The following is a 15,968-nucleotide window of genomic DNA, read 5'->3' as shown; positions in this document are numbered from 1 at the left end:
AAAAAGAGAATTATTATGTCCAACATTCAAAACATGTCCCTTGAGGACATCATGGGAGAGCGCTTTGGTCGCTACTCCAAATACATTATTCAGGAGCGTGCGCTTCCTGACATTCGCGATGGCTTGAAGCCTGTGCAGCGCCGTATTCTTTATTCGATGAACAAAGACGGCAATACCTTTGACAAGGGCTACCGCAAGTCAGCCAAGTCAGTCGGGAACATCATGGGGAATTTCCACCCCCACGGCGACAGCTCCATCTACGATGCCATGGTTCGTATGTCTCAGGATTGGAAAAACCGCGAGATTCTCGTTGAAATGCATGGAAATAATGGTTCCATGGACGGTGATCCACCGGCGGCTATGCGTTATACTGAGGCGCGTCTGTCTGAGATGGCTGGCTATCTTTTGCAGGATATCGAGAAAAATACCGTTCCTTTTGCTTGGAATTTCGACGATACCGAGAAGGAGCCGACTGTTCTTCCGGCAGCCTTTCCTAATCTCTTGGTCAATGGAGCAACTGGGATTTCCGCTGGTTATGCGACTGATATTCCACCTCATAATCTAGCCGAAGTCATTGACGCGGTTATCTATATGATTGACCATCCGTCTGCCAAGGTGGACAAACTCATGGAGTTTCTGCCTGGCCCAGATTTTCCGACAGGAGCTATTGTCCAAGGCCGAGATGAGATTAAGAAAGCCTACGAGACTGGTAAAGGTCGCGTCGTGGTGCGCTCCAGAACTGAGATTGAAAAGCTGAAGGGCGGTAAAGAGCAAATCGTCATCACCGAGATTCCTTATGAGATTAATAAAGCGGTCTTGGTCAAGAAAATCGACGATGTGCGGGTCAACAATAAGGTGGCTGGCATTGCTGAAGTGCGGGACGAATCCGACCGTGACGGTCTTCGCATTGCCATCGAGCTCAAGAAAGACGCTAATACCGAGCTGATTCTCAACTACCTCTTCAAGTACACTGATTTGCAGGTCAATTACAATTTCAACATGGTGGCAATTGACAATTTCACGCCTCGTTTGGTGGGAATTGTACCAATCTTGACCAGTTATATTGCCCACCGCAAGGAGATTATTCTGGCTCGCAGCCGTTTTGACAAGGCCAAGGCTGAGAAACGACTGCATATCGTGCAAGGATTAATTCGGGTTATTTCCATCTTGGACGAGGTGATTGCCCTGATTCGTGCTTCAGAAAACAAAGCAGATGCCAAGGAAAATCTTAAAGTCAGCTATGATTTCACTGAGGAGCAAGCTGAGGCTATCGTCACTCTCCAACTCTACCGTTTGACAAATACAGACGTAGTGGTTCTGGAAGAGGAAGAAGCAGAGCTGCGCGAGAAGATTGCGATGCTGGCTGCTATTATCGGTGATGAGCGCACCATGTATAACCTCATGAAGCGTGAGCTCCGTGATGTCAAGAAGAAGTTCGGCAATCCGCGTCTCAGTGAGCTGCAGGATACGGCAAACGCCATTGAGATTGATACAGCTAGTCTCATTGTTGAGGAAGAGACTTATGTCAGCGTGACTCGTTCTGGTTATATCAAGCGGACAAGTCCGCGTTCCTTCTCTGCTTCAACTCTAGAGGAGATGGGCAAGCGTGACGATGATCGACTGATTTTTGTCAGTCCAGCCAAGACGACCCAGCATTTGCTGATTTTCACCAGTCTGGGAAATGTTATTTACCGGCCTGTTCATGAGCTGTCGGATATTCGCTGGAAAGAAATCGGAGAACACCTCAGCCAGACCATCAGCAACTTTGATACCAATGAAGAAGTAATCTACACGGAATTGCTTGACAGCTTTGAGGAAGGCACTTACTTTGCAGCGACCAAGTTAGGTCAAATCAAGCGTGTAGAGCGCAAGGAATTCAGTCCTTGGCGGACCTACAAGTCTAAGTCACTTAAGTTTGCTAAACTGAAAAATGAAGACGATCAGGTCATTGCTTTGGCACCGATTAAGCTGGATGATGTTATGCTCGTGACCAAGAACGGCTATGCCCTTCGCTTCAATATTGAGGAAGTACCAGTTATAGGAGCTAAGGCAGCTGGGGTTAAAGCCATCAATCTCAAGAAAGACGATGTCCTAGTGGCAGCCTTTATCGCCAACACAGACTCACTTTACCTCCTAACTCAGCGCGGTTCGCTCAAGCGTATGGCAGTCGCAGATATTCCTGTTACCAGTCGGGCAAATCGCGGTCTTCAAGTTCTGAGAGAGCTTAAGACCAAGCCCCATCGTGTCTTTGCAGCTGGACCAGTCTATGGCGAAGCAGTGGACTTTGACCTCTTTACAACAGAAGCAGAAGCTAGTGAGGATCAGATTTTGCAGGTGCTTTCTAATAAAGGAACGGCCTATGAAATCAATCTGGCCGACCTCAGCTTGTCTGAGAGAACTAGCAATGGCAGCTTCATTTCTGATACCATTTCAGACGAAGAAGTCTTCTCAGCTTATATCAAATAATCATCAAACCAGTTCACAAGAGCTGGTTTTTTCAATTCTTAAAAGTTTGATAGCGGAACAAAAGATCGGATAACAAAATTTTCTGAAAATTGAAAATAATACTTGAAAATATCTCAAAAAGGTGTAAAATAGGGAGTATCTAAAAATGAAGTTTGGAAGAAGAGGAGAAAGACCATGACTGTAAATCTTGACTGGGAAAATCTAGGATTCTCATATATGAAACTGCCTTATCGCTACATAGCATACTATCGCAACGGCCAGTGGGAAGAAGGAACGTTAACAGAGGACGCTACGCTCCATATCTCTGAGTCGTCTCCTAGCCTTCACTACGGCCAGCAGGCTTTTGAGGGGCTTAAGGCTTATCGAACTAAGGATGACAGTATTCAGCTTTTCCGTCCAGATAAAAATGCGGAACGTTTACAGCAGACAGCTGATCGCTTGCTCATGCCGCAAGTTCCTACAGAAATGTTTGTGGATGCAGTTAAGCAGGTTGTCCGAGCTAATGAAGAATATGTGCCACCTTATGGAACGGGCGGAACTCTTTATATTCGTCCGCTCTTGATTGGAGTCGGCGATATTATTGGAGTGAAACCAGCTGAAGAATACATTTTTACTATCTTTGTAATGCCGGTCGGCAATTACTTCAAAGGAGGCCTGACTCCGACTAACTTCATTGTGTCAGATGACTATGACCGCGCTGCACCACATGGAACTGGTGCAGCAAAAGTGGGAGGCAATTATGCTGCTAGTTTATTACCAGGAAAGATTGCCAAGGATAAGCATTTCTCTGATGTGATTTATCTGGATCCAGCAACCCATACTAAGATTGAAGAAGTGGGTTCTGCCAACTTCTTTGGTATCACTAAGAATGATGAGTTTGTAACACCGCTCAGTCCTTCAATCTTGCCATCCATCACCAAGTATTCTTTGCTTTATCTGGCGGAGCACAGACTAGGACTCAAGCCGATTGAGGGAGATGTTCCACTGGCAGACTTGGGTAAATTCACTGAAGCAGGAGCTTGCGGAACGGCGGCTGTTATTTCTCCTATCGGTGGTATCCAGCACGGCGATGACTTCCACGTCTTTTATAGCGAGACGGAAGTCGGGCCAGTCACTCGCAAGCTATATGACGAATTAACTGGTATCCAATTCGGCGATGTTGAAGCGCCAGAAGGTTGGATTGTGAAAGTATAATCTAAAAGCTGTCCTTGATTGGGCAGTTTTTCTGTGATTCTAGCCTAAGATAGCTTGCGAAGATAGTCTTTTTCGTGTACAATAGAAATTTGAAAGAGGTAAGTTATGAGTAAAAAAGATAAAAAAATTGAAATTCAAATCACAGATAGCAAAGTGAAAGTCGGAGCAGACCAATTTGACGGTTATAGTCTTGCTATTGGCAAGAAGGTTATCGGCGAGATTGCTGAACTAGATGGCCAGTTTGCGATCATCAAAAATGGAAATGCTGAAAGTTTTTATAAAAAACTTGAAAGAGCTGTGGAAACTTTGATTGAAACCTATAATTTAAGCAAATAGGGCTTGCATTTTCATTGTATCAATGTTATAATAGATAGCGTTGATTGTCGGAGAGATAGCGAAGAGGCTAAACGCGGCGGACTGTAAATCCGCTCCTTCGGGTTCGGGGGTTCGAATCCCTCTCTCTCCATTCTTTATATTAATGGGGTATAGCCAAGCGGTAAGGCAAGGGACTTTGACTCCCTCATGCGTTGGTTCGAATCCAGCTACCCCAGTTCTTAGGTAATAGATCTGATAAAATAATAAAATGTCTTCGGTGTTTTATTTCTTTATAGGATGGAAATCGTTAACGATAGATCAATGTCATTTGCGGGTGCTTAGGAAAATAAATAAGTAGTATGTCAAGCGAAAGCTTGATTGTTGGAGGATTTTTTTAGATGAATGAATTTGAAGATTTGCTAAATAGTGTTAGCCAAGTTGAGCCAGGTGACGTCGTTACTGCTGAAGTATTGACTGTTGACGCTAACCAAGCTAATGTTGCAATCGCTGGAACTGGTGTCGAAGGTGTTTTGACTCTTCGTGAGTTGACAAACGACCGCGACGCTGATATCAACGACCTTGTAAAACCGGGTGAAACACTTGAATTGCTTGTTCTTCGTCAAGTAGTAGGTAAAGATACAGACACCGTAACTTACCTGGTATCTAAAAAACGTTTGGAAGCTCGCAAAGCTTGGGACAAATTGGTTGGTCGTGAAGAAGAAGTTGTCACTGTTAAGGGCACTCGTGCTGTTAAAGGTGGACTTTCAGTTGAGTTTGAAGGACTTCGTGGATTTATCCCTGCTTCAATGCTTGATACTCGTTTCGTTCGTAACACTGAGCGTTTTGTAGGTCAAGAGTTTGATGCTAAGATCAAAGAAGTAGATCCAAAAGAAAACCGCTTCATCCTTTCACGTCGTGAAGTTGTAGAAGCTGAAGCTGCAGCAGCACGTGCTGAAGTCTTTGGTAAGTTGAACGTTGGTGATATTGTAACTGGTAAAGTTGCTCGCATCACTAGCTTCGGTGCTTTCATTGACCTTGGCGGAGTTGACGGATTGGTTCACTTGACTGAATTGTCACATGAGCGCAACGTATCACCTAAGTCTGTTGTATCAGTTGGTGATGAAATCGAAGTGAAAGTTCTTGACTTGAACGAAGAAGAAGGACGCGTATCCCTCTCTCTTAAAGCAACAACACCTGGACCATGGGATGGCGTTGAGCAAAAACTTGCGGCAGGCGATGTGATTGAAGGAACTGTAAAACGTTTGACTGATTTCGGTGCTTTCGTTGAAGTATTGCCAGGAATTGATGGACTTGTTCACATTTCACAAATTTCTCACAAACGTGTTGAAAGCCCTAAGGATGCCCTTAAGGTTGGTCAAGAAGTGACTGTTAAGGTGCTTGAAGTGAATGCTGCTGATGAGCGTGTATCACTTTCTATCAAGGCTCTTGAAGAACGTCCAGCTCAAGAAGAAGGACAAAAAGATGAGAAACGTCAATCACGTCCTCGTCGTCCAAAACGTCAAGAAAAACGTGACTTTGAACTTCCAGAAACTCAAACTGGATTCTCAATGGCTGATTTGTTTGGCGATATTGAATTGTAATTAGATAAAAGAAGTTGAGATTTCTCAACTTCTTTTTCTGATTTTCACTTGTATTTTCAAAGAAAATCAGTTATAATGAATTAGTTGCCACCCTTAGTGTAATGGATATCACGCAAGATTCCGGTTCTTGAGATGGGAGTTCGATTCTCTCAGGGTGGATGATTTAAAATTGGACTCTTCGGAGTCTTTTTTTGCTCTTTCTTGGAGGAACATGCAATGACAGTAAAATTAATCGCTCATACCTTAATCGAGAAAGAGGGGAAGTATTTGCTTATCAAACGCTCTAAGATAAAGCGAGGCCTTCCTAATGTTTATCCATCTTATTGGGATATTCCTGGTGGGAGTGTAGAAGAGAATGAAATGCCTAGAGAGGCAGCTCTACGTGAGGCTATGGAGGAGGTTAATCAAAAGATTCGGATTAATAAGATTATCCATGAAGATAGTCAATTCGACTCTAGCAAAGATAGTGTTTTTACACGCTTAGTTTATGCGGGTAGAATTTTGGACGAGCGTGATATTATATTAGATCCAGAAGAGCACACAGACTTTGTCTGGATTTCTTCTTTGAAAGACATAGAGAGCGAGCTCATCGTACCTTATTTGATAGATATTTTTGCTGACAAATCTGTATAAAGCAACAAAAAACATCCCCTTTTATCAGGAGATGTTTTTTTATAATTAGTTTTTAGATGCTTCATGGAATTCAGGATTCTTCCATGCTTCATCAATAATTGCTTGCAATTCTTTAGCAGAAGCTTGCATTTTTTGAGTCTCAGCATCGTTAAGTGGGATGTTTACTGGACGCACGATACCGTGAGCACCAACGATAGCAGGCTGACCAATGAAGACATTTTCAACACCATATTGCCCTTCTTGGAAGACTGACAATGGCAGTACAGCATTTTCATCGTCAAGGATAGCTTTTGTAATACGAGCCAAAGCAACTGCGATACCGTAGTAAGTTGCGCCTTTTTTGTTGATGATTGAGTATGCTGCGTCACGAACGGAGATGAAAAGATCAACCAAGTCTTGTTCGTTCAAGTGGCGGTTAGCTTGCAACCATTGCTCCAATTTCACACCTGCAACGTTAGCATGTGACCAAACAGCAAACTCAGAGTCACCGTGCTCACCCATGATGTAGGCATGGACAGAACGAGCATCGATACCAATCTTTTCAGCAAGAGCTTGACGGAAGCGAGCTGAATCAAGTGAAGTACCTGAACCAATAACACGCTCTTTAGGGAAACCAGAAAATTTCCAAGTTGAGTAAGTCAAAACGTCAACTGGGTTTGCAGCAACAAGGAAGATACCGTTAAAGCCTGATTCAACGACTTGAGTAACGATAGATTTGTTGATAGCCAAGTTTTTGCCAACAAGGTCAAGACGAGTTTCACCTGGTTTTTGAGGTGCACCTGCAGTGATAACAACGAGGTCAGCATCCGCACAGTCTGCATAAGTAGCTGCGTAGATTTTCTTAGGTGAAGTGAAGGCAAGGGCATGACTAAGGTCTTCAGCATCACCGACAGCTTTTTCAAATAATTGAGGAATTTCAATGATACCAAGTTCTTGAGCAATACCTTGGGTTACAAGAGCAAATGCGTAAGATGAACCTACAGCACCGTCACCGACAAGGATGACTTTTTTATGTTGTTTAGTAGCAGTCATTTCTAAACATCTCCTTATTTTTTTAGGGAAGATTTCCCATACACATTCATTCTACCACTTTTGGCATATTTTGTCACGGTCAACTTGTGTATCTAGCGATGTAAACGTTTTTACAAACGGTTCAAAATACTGAAAAATTAAAGAAAATGTGGTATAATAAAGGGTAGTTTAATATGAAAGAAAGGCATTTTTTAATGCAAGACAGAAACTTAGTAAATGTTAATCTGACTAGTGAAATGAAGACTAGTTTCATCGATTACGCAATGAGTGTTATCGTGGCTCGGGCACTTCCAGATGTTCGTGATGGTCTAAAGCCAGTTCACCGTCGGATTCTCTATGGTATGAATGAGCTGGGTGTGACGCCTGAGAAGCCTCACAAGAAATCAGCTCGTATCACAGGGGATGTCATGGGTAAGTATCACCCGCATGGTGACTCCTCTATTTATGAAGCGATGGTGCGGATGGCTCAATGGTGGAGCTATCGCTATATGCTTGTAGATGGCCATGGAAACTTCGGTTCTATGGACGGAGACGGAGCCGCTGCTCAACGTTATACAGAAGCACGTATGAGCAAGATTGCTCTGGAGATGCTTCGTGATATTAATAAAAACACTGTTGATTATATCGATAACTATGATGCCAGCGAGAGAGAGCCTGTTGTTCTTCCTGCTCGCTTCCCTAACTTGCTTGTAAACGGTGCGACAGGGATTGCAGTTGGGATGGCGACCAATATCCCACCGCATAATCTTGGTGAGTCTATTGATGCAGTTAAGCTTGTCATGGACAATCCAGAGGCAACAACTCGCGATATCATGGAAGTACTGCCTGGACCAGATTTTCCGACAGGAGCACTGGTTATGGGTAAGTCTGGTATTCACCGGGCTTATGAAACAGGGAAGGGTTCAATTGTTCTTCGTTCTCGCACTGAAATTGAAGAGATGAAAAATGGCCGTGAGCGAATTGTCGTAACCGAGTTTCCTTACATGGTTAATAAGACTAAGGTCCATGAGCATATTGTTCGTCTGGTGCAAGAAAAACGCATTGACGGTATCACAGCTGTTCGTGATGAGTCCAATCGTGAAGGGGTTCGTTTTGTCATTGAGGTTCGTCGTGATGCCTCTGCTCATGTCATTCTAAATAACCTTTTCAAGCTGACTCAGATGCAGACCAATTTCAGCTTCAATATGCTGGCTATTCAAAATGGTGTGCCTAAGATTCTATCTTTGCGTGAGATTTTGTTAGCCTACATTGAACACCAAAAGGAAGTGGTAACTCGACGGACGGCCTTTGATAAAGAAAAGGCGGAAGCGCGAGCTCACATCTTGGCTGGTTTGCTGATTGCGTTGGATCATATTGATGAAGTCATTCGCATTATCCGTAATAGCGAGACGGACGCAGAGGCCCAAGCTGAATTGATGGCTAAGTTTGAGCTGTCTGAGCGCCAGAGCCAGGCTATCCTCGATATGCGTCTGCGTCGTCTGACTGGTTTGGAACGTGATAAGATTCAGTCAGAATACGACGAGCTGATTGCCTTGATTGCGGACTTGGCTGATATCTTGGCTAAGCCAGAGCGCGTTGTAGCTATTATCAAGGAAGAGTTAGACGAGGTCAAACGTAAATTTGCGGATGACCGCCGAACTGAGCTGATGGTGGGAGAAGTTCTTTCTCTTGAAGATGAAGATTTGATTGAGGAAGCGGATGTTTTGATTACCCTGTCTAATAAAGGCTATATCAAACGCCTGAATCAGGCTGAATTCACAGCTCAGAAACGCGGAGGCCGCGGTGTTCAAGGAACTGGTGTCAAAGACGATGATTTCGTCAAAGAGCTAGTTTCAACAAGTACCCACGATAGACTGCTCTTCTTTACCAATAAAGGCCGAGTCTATAGTCTCAAAGGATATGAAATCCCTGAGTATGGCCGGACAGCCAAGGGCTTGCCAGTGGTCAATCTCTTGAAGATGGATGAAGGAGAGACTATTCAGACTATTATTAATGTCCAGCAAGACCGCAGTGATGATTCCTATCTCTTCTTTACTACCCGTCATGGGGTGGTCAAACGGACCAGTGTGACGGAATTTGCTAATATTCGTCAGAACGGTCTCAAGGCTTTGAATTTGAAGGATGAAGACGAGTTAATCAATGTCTTTCTGACAGACGGTGCTGCAGACGTTATCATTGGTACTAAGTTTGGTTATTCTGTCCGCTTTAATGAGACAGCTGTCCGGAGCATGAGTCGTATAGCGACTGGTGTCCGCGGAGTTAATCTTCGAGAGGGCGATCAGGTTGTTGGAGCGGGTGTGATTGCTGAGGGAGACGAAGTGCTTGTTATTACCGAAAAAGGCTATGGTAAGCGAACTCTTGCCAGCGAGTACCCAACCAAGGGCCGTGGCGGTAAAGGGATTAAAACAGCTAATATCACTGATAAGAACGGGCCTCTTGCTGGTCTGATGACAGTTACTGGCGAAGAAGATTTGATGATTATCACTAATACTGGTGTCATCATTCGGACCAGTGTGGCTAATATTTCTCAGACCGGTCGCTCAACCATGGGAGTTAAGGTCATGCGTCTGGACCAAAATGCTCAGATTGTCACCTTTACAAGCGTCGAAGCAGACGATAAAGAAGATGTAGCAGAGGAAGAAAACGAATCGTAAAAGAGGACCTCTATATGGTACAAGGAAAAAGAAGTCGAAAAAGAAAACAAAGAAGTAAAAGAAATATTTTTATCAATATTGTTGCGACATTATTAATTATTGTGGCTCTTGGCTTAATCTTTAATGCGCAAATCCGAAACATGATTATGGTCTGGCATACCAACCAATACCAGGTCAGCAAGGTTTCCAAAGACTCTATTAATAAAAATAAAAATGTTGAGACTAGCTTTGATTTTAATAAGGTAGAGTCACTTTCTACAGAAGCAGTTATCAATGCTCAGTGGAAAGCTCAGCAACTGCCTGTTATCGGAGGCATCTCTATTCCGGAAGTTTCCATGAATTTGCCGATCTTCAAAGGACTGGATAATGCCGGATTGTATTATGGTGCTGGTACGATGAAAGAGACCCAGCAGATGGGGCAGGGAAATTATGCCTTGGCTAGCCACCATGTCTTTGGCATCACAGGGGCTAGTAATATGCTCTTTTCCCCACTGGACCGTGCTAAGGCTGGTATGAAGATTTATATCACCGATAAAGAGCAAGTCTATACTTATGTAATCACCAGTGTTGAAACAGTAACTCCGGATCGAACGGATCTGATTGAGGATACAGAAGGTGTTACAGAGATTACTTTGGTTACTTGTGAGGATGCTGCGGCAACCAACCGGACTATTGTTAAAGGAACTTTAGAAGGCTCTGTCGAGTATGATAAGGCGCCTAAGGAAGTTCTTGAATCTTTTAGTAAGTCCTATAACCAAATGCAGATTTAAAGGTAAAAAACATTTCACTCCAAAGGTTAGGAAGAACTCTAATTTTTGGAGTGTTTTTTTATCTAAAATTTATTCTGGACGAAAGATTTTCAATCTTTATTTTTTGTATCTATTCTTGCTGATTTTAACTCTTTTTCCGAATAATAAGGTAAGGAGGTTTCTATGTATAGCATTTCATTTCAAGATGATATTAGCATAATGCCACGGGAGCGTTTAATGAGAGAAGGAGCTGAAAAACTCAGTAACCAGGAGCTCCTATCAATCTTTCTCAGGACAGGCAACAAAAAAGAAACTGTTTTTCAAGTTTCTCAAAGAATTTTATCATCTATTTCCAGTCTGAACGATCTCAAGTATTTAACTTTGCAGGAATTGCAAACAATTTCTGGAATCGGTCCGATTAAGGCTGTGGAGCTGCAGGCCATTATCGAATTAGGCCGTCGAATTAACCGAGCAGAGGTTCTGCAGAAAGAGCAGATTATGGGCAGTCAAAAATTAGCCCAGAAGATGCAGCAAGAGCTAGGAGACATAAGGCAGGAATGCTTGGTTGCTATTTATCTTAATAGTCAAAATCAAATTTTGCACCAGCAGACTATTTTCATGGGGACGGTCAGCAGAAGCATTGCTGAGCCGAGAGAAATTCTCCACTACGCTCTCAAGCACCTGGCGACATCTATCATACTGGTACACAATCATCCATCTGGATCAGTCGTTCCTAGCAGAAACGATGATGAAGTGACGCAGCATATGAAAGAAGCGTGTGAGATGATGGGCTTGGTTCTTTTGGATCATCTGATTGTGTCTAGGTCTAACTACTATAGCTACCGAGAAGAGACAGATATGATATAATTTGATTTACTTGAATATAAAAAACTTCTATTCGTGTAGAACAGAAGTTTATCTAGAAATAGAGGCTTTTAAAGAATATTGACAACATAATCAAACAGGGCTAAATCTCCTTCTCTGGAGCCAAACAAGAACTCTGGGTGCCATTGGACGCCAAGGAAAGGGCTACCGTCAGTAGAAGTGATTGCTTCAATAATCTTATCGCGAGGATCATAGGCGATGACTTCTAGGCCAGCCGCTAAATCCTTGATACTCTGGTGGTGGAAGGAGTTGATTTCAGATGCAGGGCCGTAAATTTCGTGCAGAATAGAGCCATTTTTGGTCACCATGCTTTGAGTTGTGTACTCAGCAGAGCTATCTTGCCAATGATCTTCAATGTCTTGATGAAGCGTACCGCCTAAGGCGACATTATAAAGTTGGGTTCCGCGGCAGACGGTGAAGATTGGTTTATTTTGATGGCGAGCTTCCTTGATTAAAGCTAATTCAAAAATGTCCCGTTTGAGTAGATAATCATCGCTTTCAATGACTTTTTCTTCCCCATAGAACTGCGGACATACATTCTGACCGCCTGTGATGATTAATTTGTCAACAACGGAAACATACCGTTTTGCCATTTCTTCATCACCAATTGGCAAAATTATTGGAATTCCGCCAACTTCTTTAACTCCCTCAACGAATCCAGTCGCCGTATAGCTCATATGGATGAAGTGGTCGTCTGGGATTTCTCTTTCATTTCCAGTTATTCCAATAATTGGTTTACTCATTGAGTGTTCAATACCTCTTTCAAATTAATGTTCATTTTTTCTCATGAAGTAGAGCAGAGTCTGCAGTTCGCTAGTCAGGTCAACATACTGAACGACCACGTCCTTAGGTAGGGATAGATTTACTGGTGAAAAGCAGAGAATGCCCTTGACACCAGCTTGAACTAAGATAGATGCAACTTCTTGGGCTTTTACGCTAGGTACAGTTAGGATGGCAGTTTGCACATTTCCTGACTGTATTTTTTCTTTGATTTGGGAAATTCCATAGATAGGAATCCCATCGCTGGTTGTGCTGCCAACTTCTGGATGGTCATCTGTGTCGAAAGCCATTACAACCTTCATTTTATTGCGCTCATGAAAACGATAGTGCAGCAGAGCCCGCCCCATATTACCAACGCCAACAATCATGACATTGGTGATAGCATTGTCATTCAAGAGGTCAGCAAAAAAGTTCATCAATTTCTTGACATCATAGCCAAATCCTCTGCGGCCAAGTTCACCGAAATAAGAAAAATCTCGTCTGACGGTAGCAGAGTCAATGCCAATAGCTTCAGCGATTTGCTTGGAGTTGGCTTTCTCAATCTTCTCAGCATTAAACCGTTTAAAAATACGATAGTAGAGCGACAGTCTCTTAGCAGTTGCTCGAGGAATTGTAGTATTTTTTTCAGTTTTCACAAAATCACAACCTTTCTAATTCTATTTTATAGGAAGTTTGTGAAAAAATCAACTAATTAAGGATGTTTGATTCACTAAAAAAGAAAATCAGTAATCGCTGGGAATAGTAGCGTTGAAAAAACTTAGTCCTGATAGGGACTTAGGTCTAACTGGTACATCTGGCGGTACAAGTCCCCAATTAGTCCTGTAAAAGGCAGCTGGTATCCCTTATAAGTAACAGAAAGCACCTTGAGCGAGTCAGGAACCGTGACGCAGCCAGAGAAGGCTAGAAGAAATTCGTCAAAGTCTTCATAGGTGAGTGTTCGTTTTACCTTATATGAGTCCAAATAGGTCAGTTCAACCATCGTTAATCCTTTCCTTGTTTTAAATGTTCATTTTGATATTCTTCAAGGGTTCTAGGCAGAAGTCAAGCTCGTTTAAATTTTGAAGAGTCAAAACCAAAAAAGCAAAATTACGAGAATCTTGCTTATTGTGGTGTCTTTTCAAAAATATTTCTTTCAACCAAGCTGTCCATCAAGAAATAAAATTTTTGTTGGATAATGTGATGATCTTCTGATTTGAAAATATTGACCAAGCGCAGGCCTGATTTGTCAGTGATGTTAATTTTAAAACCATTCAAATCTTTATTGACGATGATTTTCAGCAGAAAACCATTTCCGCTGTTGGGGACAGATTCCAGCAGACGAGAGAGTTCATAGTTTCCAACCTTGCTTTCCGCGAAAGTATTGTCGCGCAGGGTAAATTTCTTGACATTTGGGTGAAGTGAATAGGTATATTCACAGTTTGCTAAGCTAACAGATGTTTGAAAGGCCATCTTATCCTCCTAAAATTTCTTTTAATTTCTTTGTAAATGATTGAATCTCTTGCAAAGTCGTTTGGTCCGAAGTGCTGATCCGAACGGACTCATACAAGCAATTGGAATCCTTGCCATACATAGCCTGCAAGACATGACTGGGTTGTATAGCTCCGGCTGTGCAGGCTGATCCTGTTGAAATGGAAAATCCATTTAAATCCATTTGAAGCAGAAGCAGGTCATTTTTTTGATTGGGAAATCCCAAATTGATGACATATGGCAAGCTTGGCTGACTTTCATTTAAGTAATAGTCAATGTCCGATAAGTCAGCAAGTAAGCTGTTTTTTAAGTCTTTCGCATGCTCTAGATTTTCCTCTAGGTGTTCCATGCTCTCTGACAGAGCCGCCGCCATGGCTGTGATAGAGATTAGATTTTCAGTTCCGGCCCGGTGTTTTTCTTCCTGGTCGCCACCGTGCATGAAATTGTCAAAATCCATCTTCTTAGCATAAAGGAAGCCAACGCCTTTTGGACCATGAAACTTATGCGCTGAAGCAGATAGAAAGTCAATCCCTAGCTCTTCAGGGTAGATGGGAAGTTTACCAATTGCTTGGACAGCATCAACGTGAAAAGCAGCAGGATGTTCTTGCAGTAATTCGCCAATTTCCTTAATGGGAAGGATAGTACCCGTCTCATTATTAACTGCCATGACAGATACAAGAATAGTGTCAGGTCTAAGTGCTTTCTTAATATCCTCCGCTCGAATCTGTCCCTCAACCGGCTGAACAAAAGTAGCTTCGAAGCCGAATTTATCTACTAAGTACTCTACCACTTCTAAGACGGCATGGTGTTCAATAGCAGTGGTGACAATATGCTTCCCTCGGTTCTGGTGACGAAGGGCATAGCCTTTGATAGCGGTATTATTGCTTTCAGTGCCGCCAGAAGTAAAAAGAATCTTATTGCTTTGAGTATGCAGGGCTTGTGCAATATCTTCACGCGCCTGTCTGAGCAATTTACTAGCTTCTCGACCGTGGCTATGCGTACTGGATGGATTTCCAAAGACAGTCATCGTCTTGGTCATTGCTTGGATTGCAGCGGGCGACAAAGCAGTTGTAGCGGCATTATCTAAATAAATCACTCCGGTTACCTTATTTCTTTTGATAGGCAAAGAGCGGGCTGACTGGTCTTCTTTCTTGGATACGGACAATGGCATCACCAATCAGTTCACTTGCTGTAATATAGTGGAGATTCTTAGGTGTTTCTTCTTTAGTATCAACAGAATCGGTCACAAGAATTTCCCTGATAGGAGAATTATCCAGCAATTCCGCAGCTTTATCCGCAAAGAGACCATGACTGGATACAGCATAGATTTCGACTGCACCTTCGCGACAGACAATTTTAGCTGCTTCAGAGAACGTCCTACCAGTATTTAAAATATCGTCAATCAGAATAGCTTTCTTGCCCTCGACATCTCCGATAATATATCCCTCAGAGCGACCCGCCTCATCTTCGCCATAATCAATGATAGCGATAGGGGCATCCAGATATTCAGCCAAATTGCGGGCTCGTTTTACACCAGAGTTTTTAGGGCTGACGACAACGACATCATCTCCCGTTAACCCCATATTGCAGTAGTGTTTGGCAAAGAGTGGGATAGTGAAGAGATTATCAACTGGGATATCAAAGAAACCTTGGACCTGCACGGCATGAAGATCCAAAGAAATCACACGATCTACTCCAGCGCCGACAAGCATGTTGGCAACCAGTTTAGCTGTGATGGGCTCGCGAGGGGCAGCAGTCCGATCCTGACGGGCATAACCAAAATAAGGCATCACAACATTAATCGTGTTGGCACTGGCACGTTTGCAGGCATCAACCATAATCAAGAGTTCCATCAAGTGATTATTGACAGGGAAGCTAGTGGACTGAATGATGTAAATATCATAGCCGCGGACACTTTCTTCGATATTAATCTGAATCTCGCCGTCCGAGAATTGACGGGAGGAAAGTTTTCCCAAAGGAACCCCAGCAGCCTCAGCGATTTTTTCAGCTATGGAATGATTGGAGTTGAGGGAAAAAAGCTTCATATTTTTTTTATCTGACATGAGTTGGACCGTCCTCTTTTTGTCTCTTTTTATATTTAATGCTCTATGAATTTTATTTTTCAATAGGCTTTAAATTGCTACCTTTTATTTTACCAAAAAAAATAGATTATTTCAGCTATTTTGTGGTCT

At 42.8% G+C, this 15,968-nt stretch carries 14 protein-coding genes, 3 tRNA genes and 1 pseudogene; 11 read left to right on the top strand and 7 right to left on the bottom strand.

Features of this window, described 5'->3' with window-relative positions:
• Positions 1-15: 15 nt before the first annotated feature.
• The 8 genes and pseudogenes from parC to D8886_RS03485 all read left to right on the top strand — a co-directional run bounded on the left by parC (position 16) and on the right by D8886_RS03485 (position 6,209).
• Positions 16-2,466 (top strand): DNA topoisomerase IV subunit A, encoded by a 2,451-nt coding sequence (parC, locus tag D8886_RS03520; protein WP_125434245.1) that lies wholly within the window; start codon positions 16-18, stop codon positions 2,464-2,466.
• Between the two features lie 168 nt (positions 2,467-2,634).
• A pseudogene (locus D8886_RS03515) lies at positions 2,635-3,660 on the top strand (branched-chain amino acid aminotransferase); the annotation flags it as partial.
• A gap of 105 nt (positions 3,661-3,765) precedes the next feature.
• Positions 3,766-3,996, top strand: coding sequence for a DUF2969 domain-containing protein (locus D8886_RS03510; RefSeq protein WP_002895433.1), 231 nt, complete (start codon positions 3,766-3,768; stop codon positions 3,994-3,996).
• Positions 3,997-4,045: 49 nt separating this feature from the next.
• Positions 4,046-4,126 (top strand) — tRNA-Tyr (locus D8886_RS03505).
• A 13-nt stretch (positions 4,127-4,139) separates the two neighbouring features.
• A tRNA-Gln gene (locus D8886_RS03500) sits at positions 4,140-4,211 on the top strand.
• 162 nt (positions 4,212-4,373) lie between these two features.
• Positions 4,374-5,576, top strand: a complete 1,203-nt coding sequence (gene rpsA / locus D8886_RS03495) for a 30S ribosomal protein S1 (RefSeq protein ID WP_002897515.1) — start codon at positions 4,374-4,376, stop codon at positions 5,574-5,576.
• Between the two features lie 87 nt (positions 5,577-5,663).
• A tRNA-Arg gene (locus D8886_RS03490) sits at positions 5,664-5,735 on the top strand.
• Between the two features lie 57 nt (positions 5,736-5,792).
• Positions 5,793-6,209 carry an NUDIX hydrolase gene (locus tag D8886_RS03485; protein WP_125434243.1) on the top strand — a complete coding sequence of 139 codons (417 nt, stop codon included), beginning with the start codon at positions 5,793-5,795 and terminating at the stop codon, positions 6,207-6,209.
• Positions 6,210-6,254: 45 nt separating this feature from the next.
• On the opposite strand, the gene D8886_RS03480 is transcribed toward D8886_RS03485, so the two are convergent.
• The gene (locus tag D8886_RS03480) at positions 6,255-7,241 is read right to left on the bottom strand and encodes an L-lactate dehydrogenase (protein ID WP_125434242.1); all 987 of its coding nucleotides are present in this window, start codon (positions 7,239-7,241) and stop codon (positions 6,255-6,257) included.
• Between the two features lie 194 nt (positions 7,242-7,435).
• Between D8886_RS03480 and gyrA the strand changes: the two genes are divergently transcribed.
• The 3 genes from gyrA (at position 7,436) to radC (ending at position 11,511) form a co-directional block, all read left to right on the top strand.
• The gene (gene gyrA, locus D8886_RS03475) at positions 7,436-9,895 is read left to right on the top strand and encodes a DNA gyrase subunit A (protein WP_221762836.1); all 2,460 of its coding nucleotides are present in this window, start codon (positions 7,436-7,438) and stop codon (positions 9,893-9,895) included.
• A 14-nt stretch (positions 9,896-9,909) separates the two neighbouring features.
• Positions 9,910-10,665, top strand: coding sequence for a class A sortase (locus D8886_RS03470; RefSeq protein WP_125434240.1), 756 nt, complete (start codon positions 9,910-9,912; stop codon positions 10,663-10,665).
• A gap of 162 nt (positions 10,666-10,827) precedes the next feature.
• Entirely contained in the window at positions 10,828-11,511 is a 684-nt protein-coding gene (gene radC, locus D8886_RS03465) for a RadC family protein (RefSeq protein ID WP_125434239.1), read from the top strand.
• A 68-nt stretch (positions 11,512-11,579) separates the two neighbouring features.
• Here radC and D8886_RS03460 read toward each other — a convergent pair whose 3' ends face one another.
• The 6 genes from D8886_RS03460 to D8886_RS03435 all read right to left on the bottom strand — a co-directional run bounded on the left by D8886_RS03460 (position 11,580) and on the right by D8886_RS03435 (position 15,839).
• A complete protein-coding gene (locus tag D8886_RS03460; protein WP_125434238.1) occupies positions 11,580-12,272 on the bottom strand; it encodes a gamma-glutamyl-gamma-aminobutyrate hydrolase family protein in 693 nt (230 codons plus the stop codon).
• 24 nt (positions 12,273-12,296) lie between these two features.
• Positions 12,297-12,944, bottom strand: coding sequence for a redox-sensing transcriptional repressor Rex (locus D8886_RS03455; protein WP_125382264.1), 648 nt, complete (start codon positions 12,942-12,944; stop codon positions 12,297-12,299).
• A gap of 122 nt (positions 12,945-13,066) precedes the next feature.
• A complete protein-coding gene (locus D8886_RS03450) occupies positions 13,067-13,288 on the bottom strand; it encodes a DUF4649 family protein (protein WP_002909696.1) in 222 nt (73 codons plus the stop codon).
• Between the two features lie 122 nt (positions 13,289-13,410).
• Entirely contained in the window at positions 13,411-13,758 is a 348-nt protein-coding gene (locus tag D8886_RS03445; RefSeq protein ID WP_002902952.1) for a DUF1831 domain-containing protein, read from the bottom strand.
• A gap of 1 nt (position 13,759) precedes the next feature.
• Positions 13,760-14,872: a cysteine desulfurase family protein gene (locus D8886_RS03440; protein WP_312023305.1), complete on the bottom strand. Its 1,113-nt coding sequence runs from the start codon at positions 14,870-14,872 to the stop codon at positions 13,760-13,762.
• Positions 14,873-14,882: 10 nt separating this feature from the next.
• Complete coding sequence (locus D8886_RS03435; protein WP_125434236.1) at positions 14,883-15,839, bottom strand: ribose-phosphate diphosphokinase; 957 nt, start codon at positions 15,837-15,839, stop codon at positions 14,883-14,885.
• Positions 15,840-15,968: the final 129 nt, after the last annotated feature.

This window comes from Streptococcus sanguinis (assembly GCF_003943655.1).
Taxonomy (GTDB): domain Bacteria; phylum Bacillota; class Bacilli; order Lactobacillales; family Streptococcaceae; genus Streptococcus; species Streptococcus sanguinis_F.
Note: the sequence above shows the minus strand (reverse complement) of the source record. Positions and strands in the feature narration are given on the sequence as shown.

Bases quoted from the DNA above. Each gene is read 5' to 3' on its own strand.
- parC (WP_125434245.1), top strand. From the start codon at position 16: ATGTCCAACATTCAAAACATGTCCCTTGAGGACATCATGGGAGAGCGC.
- D8886_RS03450 (WP_002909696.1), bottom strand. From the start codon at position 13,288: ATGGTTGAACTGACCTATTTGGACTCATATAAGGTAAAACGAACACTC.
- D8886_RS03470 (WP_125434240.1), top strand. From the start codon at position 9,910: ATGGTACAAGGAAAAAGAAGTCGAAAAAGAAAACAAAGAAGTAAAAGA.
- radC (WP_125434239.1), top strand. From the start codon at position 10,828: ATGTATAGCATTTCATTTCAAGATGATATTAGCATAATGCCACGGGAG.
- D8886_RS03435 (WP_125434236.1), bottom strand. From the start codon at position 15,839: ATGTCAGATAAAAAAAATATGAAGCTTTTTTCCCTCAACTCCAATCAT.
- D8886_RS03480 (WP_125434242.1), bottom strand. From the start codon at position 7,241: ATGACTGCTACTAAACAACATAAAAAAGTCATCCTTGTCGGTGACGGT.
- rpsA (WP_002897515.1), top strand. From the start codon at position 4,374: ATGAATGAATTTGAAGATTTGCTAAATAGTGTTAGCCAAGTTGAGCCA.
- D8886_RS03485 (WP_125434243.1), top strand. From the start codon at position 5,793: ATGACAGTAAAATTAATCGCTCATACCTTAATCGAGAAAGAGGGGAAG.
- D8886_RS03445 (WP_002902952.1), bottom strand. From the start codon at position 13,758: ATGGCCTTTCAAACATCTGTTAGCTTAGCAAACTGTGAATATACCTAT.
- D8886_RS03460 (WP_125434238.1), bottom strand. From the start codon at position 12,272: ATGAGTAAACCAATTATTGGAATAACTGGAAATGAAAGAGAAATCCCA.
- D8886_RS03510 (WP_002895433.1), top strand. From the start codon at position 3,766: ATGAGTAAAAAAGATAAAAAAATTGAAATTCAAATCACAGATAGCAAA.
- gyrA (WP_221762836.1), top strand. From the start codon at position 7,436: ATGCAAGACAGAAACTTAGTAAATGTTAATCTGACTAGTGAAATGAAG.